The 24,236-nt window shown below is 74.3% G+C and carries 22 protein-coding genes and 1 riboswitch; of the genes, 11 read left to right on the forward strand and 11 right to left on the reverse strand.

The features are described from left to right. Nucleotides 1–47: 47 nt before the first annotated feature. Nucleotides 48–677 (forward strand): UbiX family flavin prenyltransferase, encoded by a 630-nt coding sequence (locus KBX06_RS05075; protein ID WP_210833020.1) that lies wholly within the window; start codon nucleotides 48–50, stop codon nucleotides 675–677. A 67-nt stretch (nucleotides 678–744) separates the two neighbouring features. On the opposite strand, the gene KBX06_RS05080 is transcribed toward KBX06_RS05075, so the two are convergent. Next, nucleotides 745–1,011 (reverse strand): BldC family transcriptional regulator, encoded by a 267-nt coding sequence (locus tag KBX06_RS05080; RefSeq protein ID WP_210833021.1) that lies wholly within the window; start codon nucleotides 1,009–1,011, stop codon nucleotides 745–747. A gap of 268 nt (nucleotides 1,012–1,279) precedes the next feature. Between KBX06_RS05080 and KBX06_RS05085 the strand changes: the two genes are divergently transcribed. The 3 genes from KBX06_RS05085 (at nucleotide 1,280) to KBX06_RS05095 (ending at nucleotide 3,784) form a co-directional block, all read left to right on the forward strand. Next, nucleotides 1,280–1,738, forward strand: coding sequence for an Lrp/AsnC family transcriptional regulator (locus KBX06_RS05085; RefSeq protein WP_210833022.1), 459 nt, complete (start codon nucleotides 1,280–1,282; stop codon nucleotides 1,736–1,738). A gap of 104 nt (nucleotides 1,739–1,842) precedes the next feature. Beyond that, nucleotides 1,843–2,670: an SDR family oxidoreductase gene (locus tag KBX06_RS05090; protein WP_210833023.1), complete on the forward strand. Its 828-nt coding sequence runs from the start codon at nucleotides 1,843–1,845 to the stop codon at nucleotides 2,668–2,670. A gap of 22 nt (nucleotides 2,671–2,692) precedes the next feature. Next, nucleotides 2,693–3,784: a PLP-dependent cysteine synthase family protein gene (locus KBX06_RS05095; RefSeq protein ID WP_210833024.1), complete on the forward strand. Its 1,092-nt coding sequence runs from the start codon at nucleotides 2,693–2,695 to the stop codon at nucleotides 3,782–3,784. 180 nt (nucleotides 3,785–3,964) lie between these two features. Here the strand turns inward: KBX06_RS05095 and KBX06_RS05100 are convergent, their stop codons facing one another. The 4 genes from KBX06_RS05100 to KBX06_RS05115 all read right to left on the reverse strand — a co-directional run bounded on the left by KBX06_RS05100 (nucleotide 3,965) and on the right by KBX06_RS05115 (nucleotide 9,962). Next, nucleotides 3,965–4,585: a putative glycolipid-binding domain-containing protein gene (locus KBX06_RS05100; RefSeq protein ID WP_210833300.1), complete on the reverse strand. Its 621-nt coding sequence runs from the start codon at nucleotides 4,583–4,585 to the stop codon at nucleotides 3,965–3,967. A 103-nt stretch (nucleotides 4,586–4,688) separates the two neighbouring features. Beyond that, a complete protein-coding gene (locus KBX06_RS05105; RefSeq protein ID WP_374225572.1) occupies nucleotides 4,689–6,458 on the reverse strand; it encodes a DEAD/DEAH box helicase in 1,770 nt (589 codons plus the stop codon). A gap of 199 nt (nucleotides 6,459–6,657) precedes the next feature. Then, entirely contained in the window at nucleotides 6,658–7,113 is a 456-nt protein-coding gene (locus KBX06_RS27595; protein ID WP_247685259.1) for a hypothetical protein, read from the reverse strand. Nucleotides 7,114–8,237: 1,124 nt separating this feature from the next. Next, nucleotides 8,238–9,962: a C40 family peptidase gene (locus tag KBX06_RS05115; protein ID WP_210833025.1), complete on the reverse strand. Its 1,725-nt coding sequence runs from the start codon at nucleotides 9,960–9,962 to the stop codon at nucleotides 8,238–8,240. Nucleotides 9,963–10,202: 240 nt separating this feature from the next. Between KBX06_RS05115 and mqnE the strand changes: the two genes are divergently transcribed. From mqnE to KBX06_RS05130, 3 genes are read left to right on the forward strand one after another with little or no spacing between them, the layout of a single operon-like run. Further along, on the forward strand, nucleotides 10,203–11,372 hold the full coding sequence (gene mqnE / locus KBX06_RS05120; RefSeq protein ID WP_210833026.1) for an aminofutalosine synthase MqnE: 1,170 nt from the start codon (nucleotides 10,203–10,205) through the stop codon (nucleotides 11,370–11,372). Between the two features lie 23 nt (nucleotides 11,373–11,395). Next, nucleotides 11,396–11,818 carry a hypothetical protein gene (locus tag KBX06_RS05125; protein ID WP_210833027.1) on the forward strand — a complete coding sequence of 141 codons (423 nt, stop codon included), beginning with the start codon at nucleotides 11,396–11,398 and terminating at the stop codon, nucleotides 11,816–11,818. Nucleotides 11,819–11,862: 44 nt separating this feature from the next. Further along, nucleotides 11,863–12,156 (forward strand): DUF4229 domain-containing protein, encoded by a 294-nt coding sequence (locus KBX06_RS05130; protein ID WP_210833028.1) that lies wholly within the window; start codon nucleotides 11,863–11,865, stop codon nucleotides 12,154–12,156. A gap of 200 nt (nucleotides 12,157–12,356) precedes the next feature. On the opposite strand, the gene KBX06_RS05135 is transcribed toward KBX06_RS05130, so the two are convergent. Together KBX06_RS05135 and KBX06_RS05140 are read right to left on the reverse strand one after the other, a co-directional pair. Then, nucleotides 12,357–13,715 carry a C39 family peptidase gene (locus KBX06_RS05135; protein WP_210833029.1) on the reverse strand — a complete coding sequence of 453 codons (1,359 nt, stop codon included), beginning with the start codon at nucleotides 13,713–13,715 and terminating at the stop codon, nucleotides 12,357–12,359. A 34-nt stretch (nucleotides 13,716–13,749) separates the two neighbouring features. Continuing rightward, complete coding sequence (locus tag KBX06_RS05140; RefSeq protein ID WP_210833030.1) at nucleotides 13,750–13,929, reverse strand: hypothetical protein; 180 nt, start codon at nucleotides 13,927–13,929, stop codon at nucleotides 13,750–13,752. On the opposite strand from KBX06_RS05140, the gene KBX06_RS05145 reads away from it, so the two are divergent. The 4 genes from KBX06_RS05145 (at nucleotide 13,928) to KBX06_RS05160 (ending at nucleotide 19,111) form a co-directional block, all read left to right on the forward strand. Next, nucleotides 13,928–15,811: a M14 family zinc carboxypeptidase gene (locus KBX06_RS05145; RefSeq protein ID WP_210833031.1), complete on the forward strand. Its 1,884-nt coding sequence runs from the start codon at nucleotides 13,928–13,930 to the stop codon at nucleotides 15,809–15,811. The genes KBX06_RS05140 and KBX06_RS05145 overlap by 2 nt on opposite strands. Nucleotides 15,812–15,978: 167 nt before the next feature. Beyond that, nucleotides 15,979–16,063, forward strand: a riboswitch (cobalamin riboswitch). Nucleotides 16,064–16,174: 111 nt separating this feature from the next. Continuing rightward, a complete protein-coding gene (locus KBX06_RS05150; protein ID WP_210833032.1) occupies nucleotides 16,175–17,113 on the forward strand; it encodes an ABC transporter substrate-binding protein in 939 nt (312 codons plus the stop codon). A gap of 13 nt (nucleotides 17,114–17,126) precedes the next feature. Next, on the forward strand, nucleotides 17,127–18,230 hold the full coding sequence (locus tag KBX06_RS05155; RefSeq protein WP_374225573.1) for a FecCD family ABC transporter permease: 1,104 nt from the start codon (nucleotides 17,127–17,129) through the stop codon (nucleotides 18,228–18,230). A 65-nt stretch (nucleotides 18,231–18,295) separates the two neighbouring features. After that, on the forward strand, nucleotides 18,296–19,111 hold the full coding sequence (locus tag KBX06_RS05160) for an ABC transporter ATP-binding protein (protein ID WP_210833303.1): 816 nt from the start codon (nucleotides 18,296–18,298) through the stop codon (nucleotides 19,109–19,111). Between the two features lie 51 nt (nucleotides 19,112–19,162). Here KBX06_RS05160 and KBX06_RS05165 read toward each other — a convergent pair whose 3' ends face one another. From KBX06_RS05165 to KBX06_RS05180, 4 genes are all read right to left on the reverse strand, one after another. Further along, nucleotides 19,163–19,939, reverse strand: a complete 777-nt coding sequence (locus KBX06_RS05165; RefSeq protein WP_210833034.1) for a VOC family protein — start codon at nucleotides 19,937–19,939, stop codon at nucleotides 19,163–19,165. A 95-nt stretch (nucleotides 19,940–20,034) separates the two neighbouring features. Beyond that, nucleotides 20,035–20,772 (reverse strand): ABC transporter permease, encoded by a 738-nt coding sequence (locus KBX06_RS05170; protein WP_210833035.1) that lies wholly within the window; start codon nucleotides 20,770–20,772, stop codon nucleotides 20,035–20,037. Between the two features lie 14 nt (nucleotides 20,773–20,786). Further along, nucleotides 20,787–21,716 carry an ABC transporter ATP-binding protein gene (locus KBX06_RS05175; RefSeq protein ID WP_307854461.1) on the reverse strand — a complete coding sequence of 310 codons (930 nt, stop codon included), beginning with the start codon at nucleotides 21,714–21,716 and terminating at the stop codon, nucleotides 20,787–20,789. 59 nt (nucleotides 21,717–21,775) lie between these two features. Then, complete coding sequence (locus KBX06_RS05180; protein ID WP_374225574.1) at nucleotides 21,776–24,028, reverse strand: AAA family ATPase; 2,253 nt, start codon at nucleotides 24,026–24,028, stop codon at nucleotides 21,776–21,778. Nucleotides 24,029–24,236: the final 208 nt, after the last annotated feature.

Raw genomic sequence — 24,236 nt, forward strand, 5'->3', positions numbered from 1 at the left:
CGGGGGTGGCCGGCGCCGGAAGGAGGCGACCAGGCAGGCTGGAGGGCATGCGTGAACCATGGGTGGTCGGAGTCTCCGGGGCGTCCGGCACGCCGTACGCGGCCGCCGTCGTACGGGCGCTGCTCGACGCGGGCGAGTCGGTGGACCTGATCGTCTCCCGGGCCGCCCGGCTGACCGTCCTCGACGAGACCGGTCGCCCGTTCCGCGACGGGCACTGGGCCGAGGACCTCGCCGCCTGGCTGGGCCGCGACCTGACCGGAGCCGACGTGCGGCACTGGCCCGCCGGCGACCTGGCCGCCGGCCCGAGCAGCGGCTCCTACCGGGTACGCGGGATGGCGGTGGTCCCGGCGAGCACGGCGGCCTGCGCCGGCATCGCGATCGGGCTCTCCAAGGACCTGTTGCAGCGGGCCGCCGAGGTCAACCTCAAGGAGCGCCGGCCGGTGGTGGTGGTGCCCCGGGAGACGCCGGTGACCCGCAGCCACCTGGAGCATCTGATCGCGCTGCACGACGCCGGGGCGGTGGTGCTGCCGGCCAGTCCCGGCTTCTACGGCGCCGGGGCGTCGGCCTCCGCCGGGCAGCTCGTCGACTTCGTGGCCGGCAAGGTGCTGGACGCCCTCGGCGTACCGCACACGCTGTTCCGTCGTTGGTCGGGTGAGCTGGGCGTGGCGCGGGAGTGACCCGGGCCCCGGCTCACCGGGACGCGGACCGGAGCCTGCGTCCGGCCCGCGCGATGATCCGCACCATTCAGTACATGCCGGCGTTGGCCGGGCCGGGCCCGGTCGAGGCGGCCGGCCCCGCGTTGCGCGGCTTGGCGACGTCTTCCGCCTCGTCCAACATGCCCTCCCCCTCAAGCAGGGCCCGCACCTCGGATTCCCGAAACCGGCGATGCCCGCCTGGAGTCCGGATGCTGCCTATCCGGCCCGCCGCTGCCCATCGCGTCACAGTCTTCGGGTCAACCCGAAACAGCGCGGCAACTTCACCCGGTGTCAGCAGGCGATCTCCAGTGTCCACAGCCCCCTCCTCGCGTCGACGAAGCCCCCGGCTGAACACACTGCCCCCGGCCGGTGCGAGCCCAGAGCCGTCATGAGGGACGTATGGCAATTACAGCACCAGCGACCTGGCCTGTCCGCCAAACGCGAAAAACGCACTGAGTGGGAAGTTAGGAAATATTACCTGCGCACGGCCCCTTTGGCTGGGAGTTTGTGAGCGACTACACCCTGTCATGTCCAACGCGCGCCGGATGCCCGACGTTACGCCCGGACCGCTAGGGTCACAGTCCGTGGACGCCATCGACCTGAGCCTCGTGGAGCTGCTGCGCAGCAACGCCCGCCTGTCCTACGCCGAGCTGGCCCGGCAGGTCGGCCTGTCCGCGCCGGCCGTGCACGAGCGGGTCGGCAAGCTGGAGTCCAGCGGCGTGGTCCGGGCCTACCGGGCGGAGGTGGACCCCGAGGCGATCGGGTTCGCCGTCACCGCGCTCATCGGGATCGTCGAGGACTCCGGCGGCGACACCGACGACGTGCTGGAGGCGTTCCGGGAGATGCCCGAGATCGAATCCTGCTACTTCATGGCCGGCGTCGAGTCGTTCATGCTCAAGGCCCGGGTCGGCACCATCGCCGAGCTGGAGCGGCTCATCGTGCGGCTGAACCGGACCCCCGGCGTCGCCTCCACCCGCACCGGCATCGCCCTCTCCACGAAGTGGGAGAACCGGCCGCAGGCCCCGGTACCTCCCGTCGCCTGACCCGCCGCCCCGGCACCCGCCCGCCGCGTAGCCGTGCCAGCCGCCGCGAAGCCGTGCCCGGCCGGCTCTGGCGCCCGGTCGCCGGGCGGCGATAGCGTTCGCCGATGACGAAGCCAGCCCCGGGAACGGCGGTGGTCACCGGCGCGGCCGGCGGTCTCGGCCGCGCCATCGCCACCGCGCTGCACGCCGACGGCTGGCCGGTGCTCCTCACCGACCACGACGCCCGGGCGGTGGCCGGCGTCGCCGCGCCACTGGGCGGCTGGTCCCGCCCGCTGGACGTACGCGACTCCGACGCCTGCGCCGCCGTCGCCGCCGAGGCCGCCGGCCGGGGCGGGCTCGGCCTCTGGGTGAACAACGCCGGGATCCTCGTCACCGGCCCCTCGTGGGAGCACGACGCGGCCACCCGCCGACTGGTGGTCGAGGTCAACGCCCTCGGCGCGATGAACGGCACCCTCGCCGCGCTGGCCGTGATGCGGGAGCAGGGGCACGGGCACGTGGTCAACGTCGTGTCGCTGGCCGGCCTGGTGGCCGCGCCCGGCGAGACCGTCTACGCGGCCAGCAAGCACGCCCTGGTCGCGTTCAGCATCGGCACCCTCGCCGACCTGCGGCTGGCCGGGCACCGGGGCGTACACGTGTCGTGCCTGTGCCCGGACGGGATCTGGACGCCGATGCTGCACGACAGGCTCGACGACCCGGGCGCCGCGGCGTCCTTCACCGGGACGCTGCTGACCCCCGAGCGGGTGGCCCGGCGGGCCGCGCGGCTGGCCCGGCGGCCCCGCCCGGTGGTCAGTGTCCCCCGCTGGCGCGGCGCGCAGGTCCGGCTCCTCGACGCGCTGCCCGGCGCCGCCGTGCGGCTCGCCCCGCTGATCCTCGCGGCCGGCCGGGCCGGTCAGCGCCGCCAGCGCCGCCGAACCGGAGCCGAGCCGTGGTGAAGCGGCTTGCTAGGTTTCGAACGTGACTCATCTCGACCGGTGCGACGAGGCCAGCCGGCGCTGGGTGACCGAGGCGATCGCCGCCGTCGAGGCGGACGCCAACCGCTCCGCCGACACCCACCTGCTGCCCTTCCCCCTGCCCCGGTCGTGGGGGATCGACCTCTACCTCAAGGACGAGTCGGTGCACCCGACCGGCTCGCTGAAGCACCGCCTGGCCCGCTCGCTCTTCCTCTACGGGCTGTGCAACGGCTGGATCGGCCCGGAGACCACGATCGTGGAGGCGTCGTCCGGCTCCACGGCGGTCTCCGAGGCCTACTTCGCGCGGATGCTGGGGCTGCCGTTCATCGCGGTGATGCCCGCCTCCACCTCGCCGGAGAAGATCGCCCAGATCGAGTTCCAGGGCGGTCGCTGCCACCTCGTCGACGATCCGGCCAAGGTGGTCGTCGAGGCCCGCTGGCTGGCGGAGGACTCCGCCGGGCACTTCATGGACCAGTTCACCTACGCCGAGCGGGCCACCGACTGGCGGGGCAACAACAACATCGCCGAGTCGATCTACGCGCAGCTCGCCCTGGAGCGGCACCCGGTGCCGGCGTGGGTCGTGGTGGGCGCGGGCACCGGCGGCACCAGCGCCACCATCGGCCGGTACGCCCGCTACCAGCGGCTGCCCACCAAGCTGTGCGTGGTCGACCCGGAGAACTCCGCGTTCTATCCCGCCTGGCAGGCCGCCGACTGGTCGGTGCGCACCGGGCGGGGCTCGCGCATCGAGGGGATCGGCCGGCCGAGCGTGGAGGCGTCGTTCCTGCCGTCGGTGGTGGACCGCATGGTCCAGGTGCCCGACGCCGCCTCGCTGGCCGCCATGCGCGCCGGCTCGGCCGTGCTCGGCCGCCGGGTGGGCGGCTCGACCGGCACGAACCTGTGGGGCGCCTTCGGGCTGATCGCGGAGATGCTCGCCGAGGGCCGCACCGGCTCGGTGGTCACCCTCATCTGCGACGCCGGCGACCGCTACGCCGACACCTACTACGCCGACGACTGGCTGGCCGCACAGGGGCTCGACCCGACTCCGCACCTGGCGACGGTCGAGCGGTTCCTCACCACCGGCGCCTGGCCGGCCTGAGCCGCCTGCCGGTCCGAGCCGTCGCGCCCGGGCCCTCGGGCGGTCCGAGTCGCGGACCAACCTGAGCCGTCGGGCCGGTCGATGCCGTCGCCGGTCTGGGCCGGTCTGGGCGTGGGACCGGTCTGGGCCGGTCTGGGCCGTCGGGCCGGTCTGGGGCGCCGGCAGGCGCTCGTCGCCCGGTCAGCGCGGATCGACGCGCTCGGCGAGCCCGGGGTAGCGCACCACGTAGCCGTCGCCGTCGAGGTCGATGTCGGCCGTGAAGGTGTCGCTGGTGAAGCGCACCCGACCCGGGCCGAGCGGGGTGTAGACCTGCTCGGCGGGCACCACCAGCAGACTGGGCACCAGCACCCAGGCGACGTCGATGCGGTGCGGGACGTCGGCCGCGGCGTGGGTCAACCCGAGCCGGTGCACCGGCAGCGTGTTGAACAGCGCCGCGCCGCCGAGGTCGACGTCCACCGCCCCGGCCAGCCGGCCCGGGTCGTCGGCGCCGGGCAGCCCGACCGGCGGGTGGCCGGCCGCCCGCAGCGCCGCGTCCAGGTCACCCTGCTCGCTGGTGGTCACCCGCCACCCGTCGGTCACCCGTTCCAGGCGTACGCTCCGCAGCCAGCCGGTGCCCTCCGCCTCGACCTCGACCCGGGCGCTGGCCCACTGCGGGTCGGTGGCGAGCTGGTAGCGGCAGGTGTAGGGGATCGGGTCGACGGCGGTGAGGGTGCCCCGCGCAGTGAGCCCGCGGCCGTCGTCGAACAGCACGTGCTCCGCGCCGGCGGTGTCCGTCCGGGTCCAGAAGAGCGACTTCGGCATGGTCGGCATGAGCCGGACGTTACGCGACCCGGCCGGCACCGGCAGCGGAAACGCCGCCGCGGAGCCGGAGCCCCGCGACGGCGTTCGCCGATGACGCTGGTGATCAGTGGGTACGCGCCGGCGGACGGCCGCCGAAGCCCCGGCGATCGTCGCGCGGTCGTTCGTCGCGCCCCCGGCCCTCTGGCCGGAAGCCGCCCCGGTCGCCGTAGCGCCGCTCGCCCTGCGGCCGGTCACCGTAACCACGGCCGTCGCCGTGCCCGTCCCGGTCGCCGTAGCGCCGCTCGCCCTGCGGCCGGTCGCCGTAGCGCCGCTCGCCACGGTCCGCGAAGCTCCGCTCGCCGTAGCTGCGGCCGTCGGTGGGGCGGTCGCCGTAGCGGCGTTCGCCTTGCGGCCGGTCGCCGTAGCTGCGGCCCTCGGTCGGGCGGTCGCCGTAGCCACGGCCCTCGGTCGGCCGGTCGCCGTAACGGCGTTCGCCCTGCGGCCGGTCGCCGTAGCGGCGCTCGCCACGGGCGTCGCGGTCGCCGTAGCGGCGCGGGCCGCCCGGTCGGTCGCCGTGCCGGCGCGGCTCGTCGAGCTCGATGCGCACCGCGACGCCGCTCGGCTCGCGGGCACCGGTCAGCTCGGCGAGCGCCGGGTCGCCAACCCGCACCCGGGTCTCGGCCGGCGCCACGCCGGCCTTCTCCAGCATGGCGAGCGTGGTCCGCCGCTGCTTCGGCAGCACCAGCGTGGCCACCGCGCCCGACTCGCCGGCCCGGGCGGTACGTCCCGCGCGGTGCAGGTAGTCCTTCGGGTCCTTCGGCGGGTCGACGTGCAGGACCAGCGAGACACCGTCGACGTGGATGCCCCGGGCCGCCACGTCCGTGGCGACCAGGACGTTGACCCGGCCCTCACGGAACTCGGCCAGCGTGCGGGTACGCATCCGCTGGGTCTTGCCGCCGTGCAACCCACCCGCCCGTACGCCGACGGCGGCCAACTGCTCGACCAGCCGGTCGACGCCGAGCTGGGTGCGGGCGAAGACCATCGTCCGCCCGTCCCGGGCCGCGATGGACGCGGCGACCGGGAACTTGTCGTGCGGCGGGATCAGCAGCATGTGGTGGTCCATGGTGGACACCGAGGCGGTGGATGGCGCGGTGGAGTGCGTCACCGGGTCGGTCATGAACCGCTTGACCAGCGCGTCGACGTCGCCGTCCAGGGTGGCCGAGAAGAGCAGCCGCTGGGTGCCGGCCGGCGTCTTCGCCAGCAGTTCGGTGACCTCGGGCAGGAAGCCCATGTCGGCCATCTGGTCGGCCTCGTCGAGGACGGTGACCTCGACGTCGTCCAGGTGGCAGACGCCCCGGGAGATCAGGTCGCCCAGCCGGCCCGGGGTGGCCACGATGATCTCCACCCCGCGCCGCAGGGCGTCGATCTGCCGGTCGTAGGGCACGCCGCCGACGGCGGTCTTCAGGAATACGCCGACGGCCTTGCCGAGCGGCATCAGCGCGTCGTTCACCTGCATCGCGAGTTCCCGGGTCGGCACCAGGACCAGAGCCCGGGGGCGCAGGGGCCGGGCCCGGTTGCGGTCGGCCACCAGGGCCAGCAGGGGAAGGCCGAAGGCCAGGGTCTTGCCGGAGCCGGTCTGGCCCCGGCCGAGGACGTCCCGGCCGGCGAGCGCGTCCGGCATGGTGGCGCGCTGGATCTCGAACGGGGTGGTGATGCCCTGCCGGGCGAGTGCGTGGACCAACGGCTGGGGCAGCCCCAGCGCGGCGAAGTCGGTGGCGTCGGGCGTCACCGGGGCGGCCGGGTCCTGGACGCTGCCGTCCCGCTCGACGGCGGTCTGCGCGTCGGCGGTGTCGAGGGCGGGCGTGAACGTGCCGGGTTCAGCAAAGGTCGTCAAGAAATGCCTTTCGAGCGGGGCGCATCTTCGCGATGGCCCGCCGCAGCTGAACGCCGCCGGATCGCCCGCAAGATCGCCCATGGGCGCGCAGGGCACGCCGGGTCAGTGATCCCCACCAGTGTACGGGGACGGGACGAACCCGCCACCGGACCACCGAGGGTAGTGGGCGGGCTCACCATCGAACGTCGTACGCGGCCCGTCAGCTCAGGACGCCGCCCACCAGCCCGCCCACCGTGTCGTTGGCGAGCAGCACGACGAGCACGCTGATCGCCACCAGCAGGCCCAGCGAGGCGGCCAGTACGACCACCACCTTGGTCGTGCTGGAGCGCTCCTCGGTGGGGGTCTCCGTCCAGCCCTGGGCCAGGATGTGCCCGGTCAGCGAGCCGGAGTTCTCCATCGGGTTGCTCGGGATCGAGACCGTGCTGAAACCCGGGCCTTCGGTGCCGGCGCCGTAGATCGTGCCCAGGTCGGGTCCGCCGTCGTAGCGCCCCGACGCTCTGCCCTCGGCCCGTCCGGCGCGAGTGGCCGGCCCGCCGTCGGGGTGACCGGTCAGCCGGCGTGCCTCCCGGGGCGGGGCGGCCGGCTCGGCACCGCCGGTCCGGCGGTCGTCCGGGCTGGTGGGCAGCGGCCAGGCCGGCAGCGCGGGCGCGGGCACGACCGGCGGCGCGGACGCCAGCGGTGCGTTGGCCGGCGGTGTGCTGGCCGGGGTCGCGTGGAACGGCGGTGCGGAGGACGGGGGCGCGGACCTCGGCGGTGCGCTGGCCGGGGTCGCGTGGAACGGCGGCGCGCCCGCGAAGGGCCCTGGTGCCGGCCTGGCGCCGGCGCCCGCGGCGGCCGTGAGGGGCGGTGGCGGGAACGGCGGCGCTGGCGTCGGGCCGGGCGGGGGAGGCGGGGCGGGCACCGGCGGTCCGGGTGGCGGCGCGGGCGGACCCGGTACGGGCGGTACCGGCGCGGGCGGCCTGGGCCCCGGCCCCGGGGGCACCGGGCCGGGCGGGTAGGGGCCGGGGACCGGCGGCGTCGGGTTCGGGACCGGAGGGGCCGGCGACGGCGGGTTCGGGCCCGGCACCGGCGGCGTGGGGGTGGGCGCCGGCTCGGGCTCCGGGACCGGTGGGGTCGGCGGCTGGGCGGGCTCCGGGTCGACCGGTGCCGCGCGGTAGATCCGGGCTTCGCCCGTCCGGGAGCGGATCGCCCCGGCCTCGTCGGCCGAGATCGGCCTCATCCCGGGTACGGCGGCGCTGGCCCGCGCTCCCGCCGTGCCCCGCTGCCCGGGGACCGCAGCGGCAGCCGGGGCGGGCGTTCCGGCTGCCCGGTAGGTGGTGCCGGCGCTCGGGCCGGTCGGCGCGGCGTCGCTCGCACCGGGCGCGGCGGCGGTGGCCACGGACACCTGACCCCGCGCGGCGGGCTGTCGGCGTACGTCGTCGGCGGGCGGCCCGGACGACGACCCGGACGGCCCCGGGGAACCGGCTGCCGGCGTGGCTGAGCCGTCGCGCGCGGTCGTCCCCGGGGCGCCGACGGGCGTCAGGGGATGCGGTGCCCCGGCACGGCTCCGGTCGGGCGTGGATCCGTGGTCGACCGGCTCCGCCGGAACCTCTTGCTCGGCCATGCTCGCCCTCCGCGCACGCTCGCGCCCGGATCCGCGACGTGGGACCGGGCGTGCCTGACTGTCACCGTGCCACATTCCGGCCCGGCGGCACAGCCGGAGCGCGTTCCAAGGCGGTGACGGTCCGTCCCGGTCGGCGGCTGGCCGGTCCGGTCGAACGGCCCAGGCGAGGGCCAGGGTCAGCTACCGGTGCCCGCCGAGGCGGTGGCCGAGGCGCTGCCCGCCGGATCGGAACTGCTCTGCGCCGTGGTCGGCGCCACACTGCCGGTCGAGGCGCTGGGCGAACCGGTCGAGGCGCTCGGCGAGGAGGTCGCCGAGCTGCTGGCCGACGCCGACGCCGACGCCGACGCCGACGCCGATGCCGAAGGCGACGCCGACGCCGATGCCGAAGGCGACGCCGACACCGATGCCGAAGGCGACGCCGACGTGCTGGGCGTGGCCGTGGGCGAGGGGGAGCCGGTGGGCGACGGCGACGGCGACGTCGAGGTCGACGGGGTCGGCGACGGCGAGGTGGGCTTCGGGCTGGCCGGCGGCTTGCTCGGCGTCGGCTTCGGCGTGGGCGGCTTGCTGGGCGTCGGCGTGGGCGAAGGGGTGTTGGCCGGTGCGGGCACCGCCCCGACGACCCGGGTGGCGGCGTAGAGGCGGGACCAGCGCACGGTGGAGATCTTGACCACGTCGCCGGTGGTCGGCGCATGGATCATCTTGCCGCCGCCGACGTACATGCCCATGTGGTGGATCGTCGTCCAGCTGGTGCCGGAGGCGAAGAAGAGCAGGTCACCGGGGAGCAGCGCGGTACGGGTCACGGTGCGCGACCGGGTGGCGTAGTACTGGTCCCGGGAGACCCGGGGCAGCCCGTAGTAGCCCGCCGACCGGTAGGCGGCGTAGATGAGGCCGGAGCAGTCGAAGCGGTCCGGCCCCTCGGCGGCCCACAGGTAGGGATCGCCGAGCTGCGCCCTGGCGTACGCCAGGGCCTTCAGCGCCTTCGGGTGGGCGGCCAGGCCATTGGCGGTCTCGTTGCCCAGGTAGCCGGCGCCGAGGCGCTGCTCGGCGGCCTCCTGCTGGCGCTCGATCTCGATGAGCTGTGCGGCGTTGTCCCGCTTCAGCTTGTCCAGCTTCTTCTCGGCCTCGCGCAGGGCCTTCTCGCCGGCGGCGTAGTCCGCCCTGGCTCCCGCGTGGCGGGACTGCGCCGAAACCATCGCCTGGCTGGCGGCCTGCTCGCCGGTGCGGGCCCGGGACACCTCGCCCTCGGCGGCGGTGGTGCCGCCCTCGGCCTTCTGGCCCCGGATGATCCGGGACAGCCGGCTCAGGTCGTGCAGGTCGTTGGCGAACTCGCCGGGCGGGAGGGCGGCGGCCGCCTTGAAGGCGCCCGCGGCGGCGGCGTCGGCACCCTCCTGGGCGCGGGCCACCGCGTCGCGGGCGAGTGCGAGGTTGCGCTCGGCGGTGGCGCGCTGCGTCTCGGCCTCGGTGCGCTTCTGCTGGAGCGAGAGCAGTTGGTCACGGAGCTGCCCGACCTGGGCCTCGGCGGCGTAGATCTGGGCGGCGAGGGGGCCGTTGCCGACGTTGCCGGCCGGCACGCCGGGCACCGCGCCCGGCAGGCCGGGGACGCCGCCCGGCACGCCGGGAACGCCGCCCGGCAGCCCGGGGACGCCGCCCGGCAGCCCGGGGACGCCGCCCGGCAGGCCCGGGACGGGCACGCCGCCGGGCAGCTGGAGCTGGCCGGTGTAGGACGGCCGGGAACCGGTGTCGGGGACGCTGGTGGGCAGCGACGGGTCGGCCATGACCGGGTTGGCGAGGACGGTGGCCGCGACGGCGCCGAGCAGGGCGGACCAGAGCGCCGGGCGCAGCACCGGCGAGATCACCGGACTCCGTCGTCGCTGCCGTCGCCCGCGCCCGCTGTCGACCATTCCGCTCCCCGTCCGGCGTGAATGGCCGCGCCGGTGGGCGCGGCCGTGGGGACGCTACCAGCGTGTGGCGAACGTCCCACCCTGTCTTACCGCACCCAGGCAACGATGTCGATGCGTCGGCAGGTAACAGGAGGCTGAGAGTTCGGTGAGCCGGCGCACGGGGTCCGACCATGCTGCGGCGGCGTCGGCGGGCCGACGTACGCTCGATTCCTACCGCAGGTGGAAGGGACGTGGCTTTCGATGGACGCCGGACTCAAGCGTGAGCTCGAAGCGAAGGTGTACGCCGGCGAGCGGCTGACCCGCGAGGACGGGGTCGCCCTCTACGACAGCGACGACCTCGCGTGGCTGGGCCGGCTGGCGCACCACCGGCGCACCGAGCTCAACGGCGACCGGGTGATGTTCAACGTCAACCGGCACCTCAACCTGACCAACGTCTGCTCCGCCTCCTGCGCATACTGCTCGTTCCAGCGTAAGCCGGGCGAGAAGGACGCCTACACGATGCGCATCGACGAGGCGGTCCGCAAGGCCAAGGAGATGGAGGACGAGCAGCTCACCGAGCTGCACATCGTCAACGGCCTGCACCCGACCCTGCCGTGGCGCTACTACCCGAAGGTGCTGCGGGAGCTCAAGGCGGCGCTGCCGAACGTCAAGCTCAAGGCGTTCACCGCGACCGAGGTGCAGTGGTTCGAGAAGATCAGCGGCCTGGGCGCCGACGAGATCCTCGACGAGCTGATGGACGCCGGCCTGGAGTCGCTGACCGGCGGCGGCGCGGAGATCTTCGACTGGGAGGTCCGCCAGCACATCGTCGACCACGCCTGCCACTGGGAGGACTGGTCGCGGATCCACCGGCTGGCGCACACCAAGGGCATGAAGACCCCGTCGACCATGCTCTACGGCCACGTCGAGGAGCCCCGGCACCGGGTCGACCACGTGCTGCGGCTGCGTGAGCTCCAGGACGAGACCGGCGGCTTCATGGTCTTCATCCCGCTGCGCTACCAGCACGACTTCGTCGACTCGGCGGACGGCAAGATCCGTAACCGGATCCAGGCCCGCACGACGATGGCCTCGCCGGCCGAGTCGTTGAAGACCTTCGCGGTCTCGCGGCTGCTCTTCGACAACGTCCCGCACGTGAAGTGCTTCTGGGTCATGCACGGGCTGTCGGTCGCCCAGCTCTCGCTCAACTTCGGCGTCGACGACCTGGACGGCTCGGTCGTCGAATACAAGATCACCCACGACGCCGACTCGTACGGCACCCCGAACACGATGCACCGGGACGACCTGCTGCACCTGATCTGGGACGCCGGCTTCCGCCCCGTGGAGCGCAACACCCGCTACGAGGTGGTCCGCGAGTACGACGCCGCTCCGTCCCTGGCCGAGCGCCGCGCCGAGCCGCAGCAGGTCTGGGCCTGAGCCGGCACGTACCCTCTGAGGCCATGACCGAGCAGCGGAGCGGGTTCCCCCGGCGCGACGCCGAGGGGCGTGTCCTCACCCTGGGCGACCTGCTCGGGGTGAGCCTGGCCGGCCTGGTCATCGGCGTGCTGGCGGTCGTGTTGTTCGACTGGGCGTTCGCGCTGATCGGCGCCGGCGACTTCGGGCGCGCCAACGGCTGGCTGGCGATCATCCTGCCGGCCTGGCTGTTCTGGGACGACTTCCGCGCCTGGGAGTTCGGTGCGGCGCGGGTGGTGGCGGCGCTGGCGGCCGCCGCGGTGGGGGTGGTCGCCGGGCTGGTGGTGGCCGGTCTCGCCGCCGGTCTCCCGCCGCTGCTCTCCGGTGGGCTGGGAGCGGCGACCTTCACCCTCGGGTACGCGGTGGTGTGGTTCCACGGCGTCCACTGGCTGGCCCGCCGGACGGGCTGAACCTGCCGCCGGGAACCCCGGTGGCGGAGAACGGAGTGCGGAACGTGAGCGCGGCGGTCAAGTACACGCTGGGCCGGATCGGGCTGTTCGTCGCCGTACTGGCGGCCCTCTGGCTGGTCGAGATGAACATCTTCATCAAGCTGATGGTGGCGCTGGCCTTCTCGGCCGCCCTGTCGTTCTTCCTGCTCAAGGGCTGGCGGGACGAGATGGCCGAGGAGATGGCCACTGCCGCCGAGCGCCGCCGCGCCGAGAAGGAGCGCCTCCGCTCCGCCCTCGCCGGCGAGGACGAGCCCGACGGCGACGAGCAGCCGGGTGGCGCCCGTCCAGCGGAACGCTGACGGCCGAGCGACTCGACCCGCCGGGACGGCCGCTGCCGAACTGCCGACGATCATGCCGTCGCCCCGGGCGCGGCGCGGCCGGGGGCGGCGGCCGGGGGCGACTGTGTGGAGGGCGCACGACGGCAGGGCCCGGCGCGGTCGTCGTCGACCGTGCCGGGCCCCGCGTCAACCGATCACCCAGTCGTGGAGCCGGCGACCGATCACCAGTTGGTGGAGCCGGCGACCTTCGGCCACGGCAGCAGCTTGGGCTTGATCAGGTAGACGACGCCGCCGGAGCCGCCGGACACCCCGCCGCTGGCGTTGGTCCGCTTCGTGCGCAGCCAGATCTGCTCGAACTGCTCACGCTTGTAGACGTTGCGCACCGCCTCGTTGCTCGACGAGGCCGGGTCGTTGACGATCACGTCGCCGTCGGCGGTGAAGCCGACCACCACGAACAGGTGGCCCGAGGTGCCGTAGTTCGCCCCGTCCAGCTCGCTGGCGAGGAAGGACTGGCTGGTCACGACCGGGATCCCGGCGCGGATGAAGCGCTCCACCTCGTCCAGTGAGTGCAGCCTGGTGACCCGCGCCTCGAGGCCCGGGAAGCTGGCCGCGTACGCGGTGTTGAAGGGCCAGTTGCCGGCCCCGTCGTACTGGTAGTCGTAGACCATCCGGGCGGCATGGTTGACCGTCGGGTCCGGGTAGGTCGGGTCGACCCAGGAGGTGTCCTCCTCGGACGCCTTGCGACCCCAGTACTCGAGCACCATCGTGGTGGAGGTGGGGGAGCACCAGGCCTGGCCGCCGCCGTCGTACTCGGGGTAGTGGCCGGCGTGGATGTTCTGCGAGTAGCGGGGCACGGCGAGTTCGCGGCCCCAGGCGATGCCGCCGGCGCTCGGCTCGACGGTGAACCGGTCGGGCACGTTGGAGCTCATCGCGCCCACCGTCCGGACGACCGGCGCGGCGCGCTGGCCCGGGGCCTTGTAGAGGGTCAGCCGCAGCTGGTACGCCCGCAGCAGCACCCCGGCGGAGGCGTCGTCGATGCTGAACGTGTCGGTCCAGATGGTCGACCAGGGGTCGCCCTGCCGGTTGACGCTGGTCCGCTTGATGTCGGCGTCGCCGGAGGCCCACCGCCCCATCACGTACCACTTGGTCTGGTCGCCGGTGTTGTACGTGCCCTGCATCTCCACCTGGATCCAGGTGCCGGCCGGGGTGTCCGCGTTCCACGAGGCGATCAGTTCGGTGGCGTCGAAACCGATCCGGGTGACCGGGGAGGTCCAGGTGCCGTACTCCCAGCTCCTGGTCACGCCGGTGTGCGGGTCGGTGTAGTCGGTGGTGCCGAGCGGTCGGGCCAGCGTCACACCCGGCCGGAGGCCGGGCACGGCCCGGGTGCCGGCGTGGGTGCCGCGACGCCACTCGGGGTAGCGCGACCAGTCCTGGAAGGTGATCTGTTCGTCGTGGACCACCGGTCGACTGGTCGACGGGGCCGCGACGGGTCCGGCGGCGACGGCGGGTGCCGCGGTGCCGAGAAGGGTGAGCGCGGTGGCGGCCGCGAGGGCGGCCGTGCGCAGGTGTGTTCTGGCCATGGGTCCTCCGCAGGGACGGACGGATCGTTGCGGGTCAGTGTCCCGCTTGGAGGGAACTTTCGCCAGAGGTCGACAGTTGGAAAATCATTGCCGACATGACGATCAGGATGGCATGGAACTGACCAGCGATGGATGTTGATATGACCATGCGGGCGGTGGTGGAGTGTCCTCCACCGAGCGGGATCTCCTCCCGCCCCCCGAGGAGGTTGTCCATGGCCCTCCGCAACACCGCCCTCCGACGCCGCCTGGCGGTCGCCGTAGCAGCCGGGTTCGCCCTGCTCTCGGTTGCCGCCGCGCCGGCCACCGCCCGGCCGGCCCCGGACCGGGCCGACTCACCGACGGCCTCCTACCGGGTGCTCGGCCCGCGTACGGTCGACGACCGCACCGCCGTCGCCGGCACCGGCGCCGCCATCGACTTCGTCGAGCACGGCGTGCTGAACGTCTCGGCCACCCCGGCCGAGGCGGCGGCGATCACCCGGCTCGGCTTCCGGCTGGAGGCGGTCCCCGCCCCGTCGGCCGACGACCACGGCCACAGCCACGCCGAGGGGGACGTCGGCGCGGCCGCCTTCCCGCCCGCCGACTCCAACTACCACGACTACGCCGAGCTGACCGCCGTGGTGAACAAGGTGGTCGCCGACCACCCCACGATCGCCCGGAAGATCAGCATCGGCTCCTCGTACGAGGGCCGGGACCTGATGGCGGTGAAGATCTCCGACAACGTCGCCACCGACGAGAACGAGCCGGAGATCCTGTTCAACTCGCAGCAGCACGCCCGTGAGCACCTGACCGTCGAGATGGCGATCTACCTGCTCAACCTCTTCACCGACAGCTACGGCAGCGACTCCCGGGTCACCAACGTCGTGAACACCCGGGAGATCTGGATCGTGCCCACGGTCAACCCGGACGGCAGCGAGTACGACATCGCCACCGGCTCCTACCGCTCCTGGCGCAAGAACCGGCAGCCGAACAGCGGCTCGTCGTACGTCGGCACCGACCTGAACCGCAACTGGTCCTACCAGTGGGGCTGCTGCGGCGGCTCGTCCGGCTCGACCTCGTCGGACACCTACCGGGGTCCGTCGGCGTTCTCCGCGCCGGAGACGCAGGCGCTGCGGAACTTCGTCAACAGCCGGGTCGTCGGCGGCACCCAGCAGATCAAGGCCAACATCGACTTCCACACGTACTCGGAGCTGGTGCTCTGGCCGTTCGGCTACACGTACAACAACACCGCGCCGGGGATGACCGCCGACCAGTACAACACCTTCGCCACGCTGGGCCAGCAGATGGCGAACACCAACGGCTACACCCCGCAGCAGTCCAGCGACCTCTACGTCACCGACGGGGACAGCATCGACTGGATGTGGGGCCAGCACGGCATCTGGGCGTACACCTTCGAGATGTACCCCGGCTCGGCCGGCGGCGGCGGCTTCTACCCGCCCGACGAGGTGATCCCCGCCCAGACCTCGCGGAACCGGGAGGCGGTCCTGCTGTTCAGCGAGTACGCCGACTGCCCGTACCGGGCCATCGGCAAGCAGGCGCAGTACTGCGGCGGTGGCGGCGGTACCACGGTCTGGTCGGACACCTTCGAGACCGCCACCGGCTGGACCATCAACCCGAACGGCACCGACACCGCGACCGTCGGGGCGTGGGAGCGGGGCGCCGCCCAGGCGACCAACTCCAGCGGGGCGAAGCAGCTCACCCCGTACGCCGGCAGCAACGACCTCGTCACCGGCCGGCTGGCCGGCACGGGAGCCGGTGCCTACGACATCGACGGCGGCGTGACCAGCGCCCGGTCGCCGGCGGTGACCCTGCCGTCGAGCGGCACGTTGACCCTCTCCCTCGCCTGGTACCTGGCCCACGGCTCGAACGCCTCGTCGGCCGACTACCTGCGGGTGAGCGTGGTGCACAACGGCGGCACCACGACCCTGTTCACCCAGTCCGGGGCGGCCACCAACCGCAACGGTGCCTGGGCGGTGTCCAACGCCAACCTCACCCCGTACGCCGGCCAGTCGGTGCGGATCCTCGTAGAGGCGGCGGACGCCTCGGGCGCGAGCCTGGTCGAGGCGGCTGTGGACAACGTCACCATCACGAGTTCCTGATTCCGGTGGGGTCCCGTCCCGCCCCCCGGCGGGGCCCCATCACCGCCCAGTAGACGTCGATCCAGGGCATATCGCTGCCGTTGATGATCAACGAGCGCCGATGCGCCCTGGATCGACGAGGCACGTCCGGGGCGTGCGCTACGGTTCTACCGACCACGAGCAGCGAAGCCGGTGCGAATCCGGCGCTGTCCCGCAACTGTGATGTCCCCGCCATCCCGGCCGAGCGCCGGGCCACGGCGGGGACGAGCCAGGTCGCCTGCGTCCGTGGTCGCGACACGCGCTCTCGAGGAAGGGCGCCTCGCGGACGGGCGCCACCGCTCCCTGTCGGCGAAGCACCACGCTCCTCGACCGACAGGAGGACCCGTGCTCAGACGTACCCCCCGGCTCTTCGCCGCGACCCTCGCGGTGGCCGCGCTCGCCCTCGGCGCCTGCGCCGAGAAGAGCTCCGACGACACTCCCGCGGCCGGCGCCAGCTCGGCCGGCGCCGCCTTCCCGGCCACCGTCGGCTCGGTGACGCTGGAGAAGCGCCCCGAGAAGATCGTCTCGCTGTCACCGACGGCCACCGAGATGCTCTTCGCCATCGGCGCCGGCAAGCAGGTCACCGCCGTCGACGACAACTCGAACTTCCCGGCCGACGTGCCGAAGAGCGACCTCTCCGGCTTCACGCCGAACGCCGAGGCGATCGCCGGAAAGAGCCCCGACCTGGTGGTGCTCTCGGACGACCGCAACAAGATCGTCGAGCAGCTCACCACGCTGAAGATCCCGGTCTACCTCACCCCGGCGGCGACCACGCTCGACGACTCGTACCGGCAGATCACCGACCTGGGCACCCTCACCGGCCACTCCGCCGAGGCCGCCGACGTGACCAAGCGGATGAAGGACGACATCGCCAAGCTCGTCGCCGACCTGCCGAAGCGCTCCGAGAAGCTGACCTACTTCCACGAGCTGGGCCCCGAGCTCTACACGGCCACCAGCAAGACCTTCATCGGCTCGCTCTACACGATGGTGGGCCTGGAGAACATCGCCGACGCGTCCGACGCCGACGGCAAGCAGGGCGGCTACCCGCAGCTCTCCCAGGAGGTCATCGTCAAGGCCAACCCGGACTTCGTCTTCCTCGCCGACACCAAGTGCTGCCAGCAGAGCGCGGAGACGGTCAAGGCGCGCGGCGGCTGGGCCGGCGTCACCGCCGTCAAGAACAACCAGATCGTCGCCCTCGACGACGACGTGGCCTCCCGCTGGGGACCCCGCGTCGTGGAGCTGCTCCGCGTGATCGTCGACGCGACCGCCAAGGTCCCCGCGTGACCCGCGCCCGTCCGTGAGCCGTCCCGTCGTGACGGCACCGCCCGCCCGGCGGGCCGGGACGCTGCCCGCGTCCCGGCCCGCCGGACTGCGGCCCCGCTGGCTGGTCGCCGGCATCGCCGCGGTGCTGGTCGCGCTGGTCGCCGGGGTGTCCCTCGGCCCGGTCAGCCTGCCGCCGGGCAGCGTCGCGGCCGAACTGCTCAACCTCGTCCCCGGCGTACGCCTCGACAGCGGGCTGACCGAGCGCGAGATCGCCATCGTCACCGAGCTGCGGCTGCCCCGGGTGGTGCTCGGGCTGCTGGTCGGTGGGCTGCTGGCCCTGGCCGGTGGCTGCTACCAGGGCGTGTTCCGCAACCCGCTGGCCGACCCGTACCTGCTCGGGGTGGCGGCCGGGGCCGGGCTCGCCGTCACGGCCGTGATCACCCTCGGGGCCGGGACGGGCGGGGCGCTGACCGGGCTGCCGCTGACCATCCCGCTGGCCGCCTTCGTCGGCGCGATCGGCGCCGTGGCGATGACCTACCTGCTGGGCGCCTCCGGGGGACGCGCCCGCTCCACCGCCACGCTGATCCTCGCCGGGGTGGCCGTCTCCGCGTTCTTCTCGGCCGGGCAGACCTACCTGCTGCAACGCAACTCCGACAGCATCCAGCAGGTCTACTCCTGGCTGCTCGGGCGGCTCGCCACCGCCGGCTGGCACGACGTGCGGCTGGTGCTCCCGTACTTCCTGCTCACCGCCCTGGTGGTGCTGCTGCACCGGCGGGAGCTGGACGTGCTCTCCGTCGGCGACGACGAGGCCGCGAGCCTCGGGCTGCACCCGCAGCGGTCCCGCTACCTGCTCATCGCCGCCGCCTCGCTCGGCACCGCCGCCGCCGTCTCCGCGTCCGGCCTGATCGGCTTCGTCGGGATCATCGTGCCGCACACCGTCCGGCTGCTCGCCGGGTCGAGCTACCGGGTGGTCCTGCCGCTGTCGCTGCTCTTCGGCGGCGCCTTCCTGGCCCTGACCGACGTGGTGGCCCGTACCGCCGCCGCCCCGTCGGAGATCCCGATCGGCGTGGTCACCGCGCTGCTCGGCGGCCCGTTCTTCGTCCTGGTGCTGCGTACCTCCCGCCGGGCGCTCGGGTGAGCGCGGCACGGGGGCCGGCCACGCAGCCGGCCGACGGCGGGGACCGGGCGCGGGCTGCGCGGCCGGTGACCGGGGGCGACCGGTCGGGCGTCCCCGCCGTCGAGGTGCGCGACCTGCACGTGCGCCTGGACGGCACGCCGATCCTGGCCGGCGTCGACCTGACGGTCGCCCCGGGCGAGTGGGTCACCGTGATCGGTCCGAACGGCGCCGGGAAGTCGACCCTGCTGCGCGCCGTCGGCGGCCTGCTGCCCGCGCCGGGCGCCGTCTCCCTCTTCGGTACGCCCAGCGAGGCGCTGCGCCGCCGCGACCGCGCCCGGGTGGTCGCCACGGTGGCCCAGTCCCCGGTCGTGCCGGCCGGCATGTCGGTGTTCGACTACGTGCTGCTGGGCCGCACCCCCTACATCGCGCCGCTGGGCCGGGAGTCCGCCGCCGACCTGGCCGCCGCGTACGAGGTGCTCGACGGGCTGGACCTGGCCGGCTTCCACGACCGGGAGCTGGCCACCCTGTCCGGCGGCGAGCGGCAGCGGGTCTTCCTGGCCCGCGCGCTGGCCCAGGGCGCGACCCTGCTGCTGCTGGACGAGCCGATCAGCGCGCTGGACATCGGCCACCAGCAGGAGGTGCTGGAGCTGGTCGACCGGTTGCGCCGGGAGCACGGCCTGACCGTGCTCGCCACCATGCACGACCTCTCCATCGCCGGCGAGTACGCCGACCGCATGGTGCTGCTGGCCGACGGGCGGGTGGTGGCCGCCGGCACGCCCCGCGAGGTGCTCACCGAGCAGCTCCTCGCCACCTGGTACCGCGCCACCGTCCGCGTCATCCCCGGCGCCCGGGGCCCCCTGGTGGTCCCCGTCCGCCCCCACCCACCTCCCCCACCTCGTTGATCATGAAGTTGTTGTCGCTCCGCTCGGCGTGTCGCCGCAACAACTTCATGATCAACGAGGCGTGGGGGTGGGGCGGGTGAGGACGTTGAAGAGGGCGCCGTGGGGGTCGCGCAGGGCGGCGTAGCGGCCCGCCGGGGCGGTCCGGGGCGGGACGAGGATGGTGCCGCCGAGTTCGGCGGCGCGGGCGGCGGCCGCGTCGGCGTCGGCCACGGCGAAGTACACCGACCAGTACGCGGGCGTCTCGGCGGGGAACCCGTCACCGAGCGGCGGCACCATGCCGGCCACGATCCGGGTGCCGAGCCGCCAGCCGGTGTACGTGAGCGGGCCCGCCCGCCGGTCGTCCGGGTGCCAGCCGAAGACCAGCTCGTAGAAGACCTTCGCCCCCTCCGGATCGGGGGTGACCAGCTCGGTCCAGGTGAGCGCCCCCGGGGTGTCGAAGACCTCGGCCCCGGGCATCGCCATCGGCTGCCAGACGCTGAACGCCGCCCCGGCGGGGTCGGCGAAGACCGCCATCCGTCCCTGGTCGAAGACCTCGAACGGGGGCACCACGACCTGCCCGCCGGCCCGCTCGACCCGGCCGGCCACCAGGTCCGCGTCGTCGGTCGCCAGGTAGGTCGACCAGATCGGCACCTGGTCGGGGACGGCCGGCGGACCCGCGCCCGCCACGGCCCGCCCGTCGAGCAGGAAGAACGTGTAGCCGCCCGCCTCGGGCTCCGGATCGATCCGGCCGGTCCAGCCGAACAGTTCGGGGTAGAACCGCCGCGCCTCGGCGAGGCCCGGGGTGGCGAGGTCGGCCCAGCAGGGTGTGCCCGGCGGGACGGTGCTCACGTCGACCCCTCTCGGCGGGGGACGGCCACGCCGGCACGCCCCTGCCGGAATCGTGGCACCGACCCGCCGCACCACGGGGCGGATCGGACGAATCGTCAGCTGAAGCGTCGGCCCTCGTCGCGCCGGTACGCCCACCCGGCCACCACCGCCAGCAGCACCACCCAGACCCCGAGCATGACCATCGACAGCGGGTTGACCGGGTAGTCGCCGGTGGTCGCCCACATCAGCTCCACCGCGCCCCGGGTCGGCAGGAACGGCGCGACGACCTCGACGAACCCGGGCGCCTGGTCCGGTGCGGAGAGCAGGCCGCCCCCGAAGGCGAGCGGGAAGAAGACGACCTGCGCCACCACGATCGCCGCCTTGCTCGGCATCGAGTAGCCGATGGCGAGCCCCAGCAGCGTGAACGGCACCGAGATCACCGCGACGGTCGCCAGGGCCAGCAGGAACGCCGGTGCGCTGACGCGTGCCTCGGTGAGCGTCGCCCCGATCACCACCACCGGAATCAGGGAGAGGTAGGTGAGGGCCAGCCCGGCCAGCACCCGGCCGGCGAAGCGCGGCGCGGGGCCGGCCGGCAGGGTCCGGGTGTACGGGTTCCAGGGCTGGTCGCGGTCCTCGGCCACCCCGACCCCGTACTGGAAGATGTTCGCGCTCATCACCGCGAACGTGACCATCGCGGCGGTGGCGTACGTGGCGCCGACCGGGTCGTTCCCGGCGAACGGCACCACGAAGAAGAGCATCGCGACGGCCGGGAAGAAGGCGCTGCCGACGACGGCGATCGGGATGCGGACCGTCTCCAGGAGCTGGTAGCGGGCGTGGACCAGGGCGAGGCGCATGGCGGATCCGTCTCTCAGGCGGTGGTCGGCGGGTCGGCCACCGCGGTCGTCGGACGGCCGGCTCCGGCGCCCGGCGCCGCGTCGGTCGCGGTGATGGCGAGGAACGCCTCCTCCAGCGAGGTGGGGCGGACCTCCAGGTCGGTGAACGCCACCCCCGCGGTGACCAGGGCCCGCACCAGTTCGTCGGCGTCGGTGGTGAGCAGGTGGGTACGGCCGTCGATCCGCTCGGTGCGGACCACGCCGGGCAGCGCGGGCAACTCGTCGGCGACCAGGCTGACCCGGCGTACGCCGACGATCCCCCGGATCGCGTCGACCGTGTCGTCGGCCAGCACGCGGCCGTGCCCGATGACCACCACCCGCCGGGCCAGCGCCTCGACCTCCTCCAGGTAGTGGCTGCTCAGCAGCACGGTGCCGCCGTCGTCGTGGAACGCCCGGATCGCCTCCCACAGGGTGTGCCGGGCCGCCACGTCCAGGCCGGTGGTGGGCTCGTCGAGCAGCACCAGCCGGGGGCGGCCGACGAAGGCGAGCGCCACCGCGAGCCGGCGGCGCTGCCCGCCGGAGAGGCCGCCGGTCTGCCGCCGGGCCAGCTCGCCCAGGCCGAAGCGGTCGAGCAGCTCGCCCCGGGGGACCGGGTCGGGGTGGTGGGCGGCGACGAAGTCCACCACCTCGGCGACCCGCAGCGTGCCGGGCAGGCCCGTCTCCTGCGGGGTGACCCCGATCCGCTGGCGGCTCGCCGGGTCGCGCGGGTCGCCGCCGAACAGCTCGACCCGGCCGGCGGTGGGCCGGCGCAGCCCGACGAGCAGGTTGAGCAGGGTGCTCTTGCCGGCGCCGTTCGGGCCGAGCAGGCCGACCAGCTCGCCGGCGGAGACCTCCAGGTCGACCCGGTCGAGGGCGAGCACGTCGCCGTAGCGTCGGCTGACCGCCTCGGCGCGGGCGAGGATCACGGGACGCTCGTCGGGTGGGACCACGGACACCTGTCTACCTTCCTTGCGCAAGTCGCCGGTCACCCCAGCGGCGCGGGCAGCGGTTGGGCGTGCAGCACGGCGAGCCGGGAGACCGCCCGGGTGAGCACCACGTAGAGCCGGTGCAGGCCGCGCGGTTCGGCGGCCACGATCGCCGCCGGCTCGACGACGATGACATGGTCGTACTCCAGGCCCTTGACCAGGGTCGCGGGCACCACCGTGACGCGCGCCGCGGCGGTCGGCTCGTCGACGGTCGCGGTGTCGACGCCGGCAGCGTCCAGCGCCGCCCGCAGCCCGCCGACCGCGTCGTCGGCGGCGATCACCGCCACCGAGCCGTCGAAGGCCAGCGCCGCGCGCACCTCGGCCACCGTTGCGGCGGCCAGGTCGTCGACGGTACGCACGTCGAGCGCGCCGTCGCGGCGCAGGGACTCGGCGGGCGGCACGTCGACGGCGAGCGCCGGCAGCAGCCGGTTGGCGAACGCGACCACGGCGGCGGGCACCCGAAAGCCGACCGTCAGCGGCACCACGACGGCGTCCGGCTTGCCGAGGTGGCGCAGGGACTCCCGCCAGTCGGCGGCGGCCCACGGGGCGGTGCCCTGGGCCAGGTCGCCGAGGAGGGTGATCGACCCGTGTTCGCTGCGCCGGGCGATGACCCGGCACTGCATCGGCGAGAGGTCCTGCGCCTCGTCGACGACGACGTGCCCGAAGCCGCCCGGCCGCTCGATCAGCCCGGCCGCCTCGTCGATCAGCACGGCGTCGGCCGCCGTCCACTTCGTGGCCTTCGGCGTGCGCCCGAGCTTCGTGCCGGCCGGCGCGGGGCGCCGCGCCGAGGCGCGCGCGGTGCCGGGCGTCGGGTCCGTGGCGCCGGGCGTCGCCGTCGGGGCGTCCGGCGTCGTCAGGGCGTCCGCCGCCGTCGGGGCGTCCGCCGCCGTCGTCGGGCCGGGGGTCTCGTCGGGGGCGGCCACCCCGCGCAGCCGCGCCTGCTCCTCGGCGCCGAGCAGCCCGTCGGCCGCCGCGGCGAGCCGCTGCGGGTCGCTGAGCAGGGCGTGCACCAGCCCTTCGGGGGTGAGCGCCGGCCAGACCGCGTCGAGGAAGGCGGTGACGGGCGTGGCCTTGCCCATCCGGCGCAGCCAGGCGTCGCTCGGGGACTCGGCGCGTCGCGCCTCGGCCTGCCGTTGCAGCAGTGACACCACCCGGGCCCGGACGCGCTCGCGGCCCGTGGCGTACGGCAGCCGCTCCCGGCGGGTCTCCTCGACCAGCCGGTGCAGCGGGTCCAGCCCGATCCGCCAGCGGAACGAGCCGTCCGACACCATGATCGGCTCGGTCGGCTCGCCGATGTGCGCGTCGACCGCCCGGCGCAGCACCTCGGCCATCCGGGCGTCGTGTTTGACCGCCGCCACCGCCGGGTCTTCGACGGCCCGCACCGGCACCCGGGCCACCAGGTCCTCCACCGTGGCCTGTTCGACCTCCACCTCGCCGAGCGCCGGCAGTACCGCCGCGATGTACGACAGGAAGGCCCGGTTCGGCCCCACGATCAGCACACCCGACCGGCGTAGCCGCTCCCGGTGCAGATAGAGCAGGTACGCGGCCCGGTGCAGGCCCACGGCCGTCTTGCCGGTGCCCGGGGCGCCCTGCACGCAGATCGAGTCGGCGAGGTCGGCCCGGACCAGTTCGTCCTGCTCCGGCTGGATGGTGGCCACGATGTCGCGCATCGGCCCGACCCGCGGCCGTTCGATCTCCGCGGTCAGGATCCGGCTGGTGGTGCCCAGCTCCTCGCCCCGGTCCAGACGCTCGTCCTCGAAGCTGGTCAGCATCCCGTTGCTGAACCCGAAGCGGCGCCGTACGGCCACGCCCTGCGGGTCGCGCGCGCTGGCCCGGTAGAACGACCGGGAGACCGGGGCCCGCCAGTCCAGCACCAGCGGTTCGCCCCGGTCGTCGGTGACGTGTCGCCGGCCGACGTGGTAGCGCCGCCCGGCGTGGTCCGCGTGCCGTCCGTCCGGTTCGTCGCCGGGGTCCGCGGGCCGGTCGTCGGCGGGCGGGGCGCCGGTCGCCGGGCCGAAGTCGAGGCGGCCGAAGAAGAGCGGCGTGCCGGGGTCGTCGGCGAGTTCGGCGACCCGGCGGGCCAGGGTGCGCCCGAGCGTCTCGGCCGCGTACGCGTCGCCGGCCACCTGGTCGCCGGTGGAGAAGAGGGCCTCGGCGCGTTGCCGCATCCGGGCCAGGGCGGCCCGGGAGGTGGCGAGGTGCTCCCGCTCGGCGGCGAGGTCGGCATCGAGGTCGAGGTCGAGTGCGGTCACGGTGGATCCCATCGGGTCATCTGCCGGTCGCTCGCGTGTCCGGCGGACGGATGGGCCGCCCCCCGGCGCGGGACGTCCGATGCGGTGGTCACCACCCTGGCCGTCAAGCGACCTGACAGCCTACGCGCCGCGCGCGCGGCGCTCCACCGGATATCGACCGTTGCGCCGCCGCCCGTCGGCGAGCCCTCGGTGCCGGCCGGCCGGCGGC

This window comes from Micromonospora sp. C31 (genome assembly GCF_018070575.1).
Taxonomy (GTDB): Bacteria; Actinomycetota; Actinomycetes; order Mycobacteriales; family Micromonosporaceae; genus Micromonospora.

Excerpts from the sequence above, each read along its gene's own strand:
- KBX06_RS05075 (WP_210833020.1), top strand. The coding sequence starts at position 48 with ATGCGTGAACCATGGGTGGTCGGAGTCTCCGGGGCGTCCGGCACGCCG.
- KBX06_RS05090 (WP_210833023.1), top strand. The coding sequence starts at position 1,843 with ATGACGAAGCCAGCCCCGGGAACGGCGGTGGTCACCGGCGCGGCCGGC.
- KBX06_RS05100 (WP_210833300.1), bottom strand. The coding sequence starts at position 4,585 with ATGCCGAAGTCGCTCTTCTGGACCCGGACGGACACCGCCGGCGCGGAG.
- KBX06_RS05115 (WP_210833025.1), bottom strand. The coding sequence starts at position 9,962 with ATGGTCGACAGCGGGCGCGGGCGACGGCAGCGACGACGGAGTCCGGTG.
- mqnE (WP_210833026.1), top strand. The coding sequence starts at position 10,203 with ATGGACGCCGGACTCAAGCGTGAGCTCGAAGCGAAGGTGTACGCCGGC.
- KBX06_RS05125 (WP_210833027.1), top strand. The coding sequence starts at position 11,396 with ATGACCGAGCAGCGGAGCGGGTTCCCCCGGCGCGACGCCGAGGGGCGT.
- KBX06_RS05135 (WP_210833029.1), bottom strand. The coding sequence starts at position 13,715 with ATGGCCAGAACACACCTGCGCACGGCCGCCCTCGCGGCCGCCACCGCG.
- KBX06_RS05145 (WP_210833031.1), top strand. The coding sequence starts at position 13,928 with ATGGCCCTCCGCAACACCGCCCTCCGACGCCGCCTGGCGGTCGCCGTA.
- KBX06_RS05140 (WP_210833030.1), bottom strand. The coding sequence starts at position 13,929 with ATGGACAACCTCCTCGGGGGGCGGGAGGAGATCCCGCTCGGTGGAGGA.
- KBX06_RS05170 (WP_210833035.1), bottom strand. The coding sequence starts at position 20,772 with ATGCGCCTCGCCCTGGTCCACGCCCGCTACCAGCTCCTGGAGACGGTC.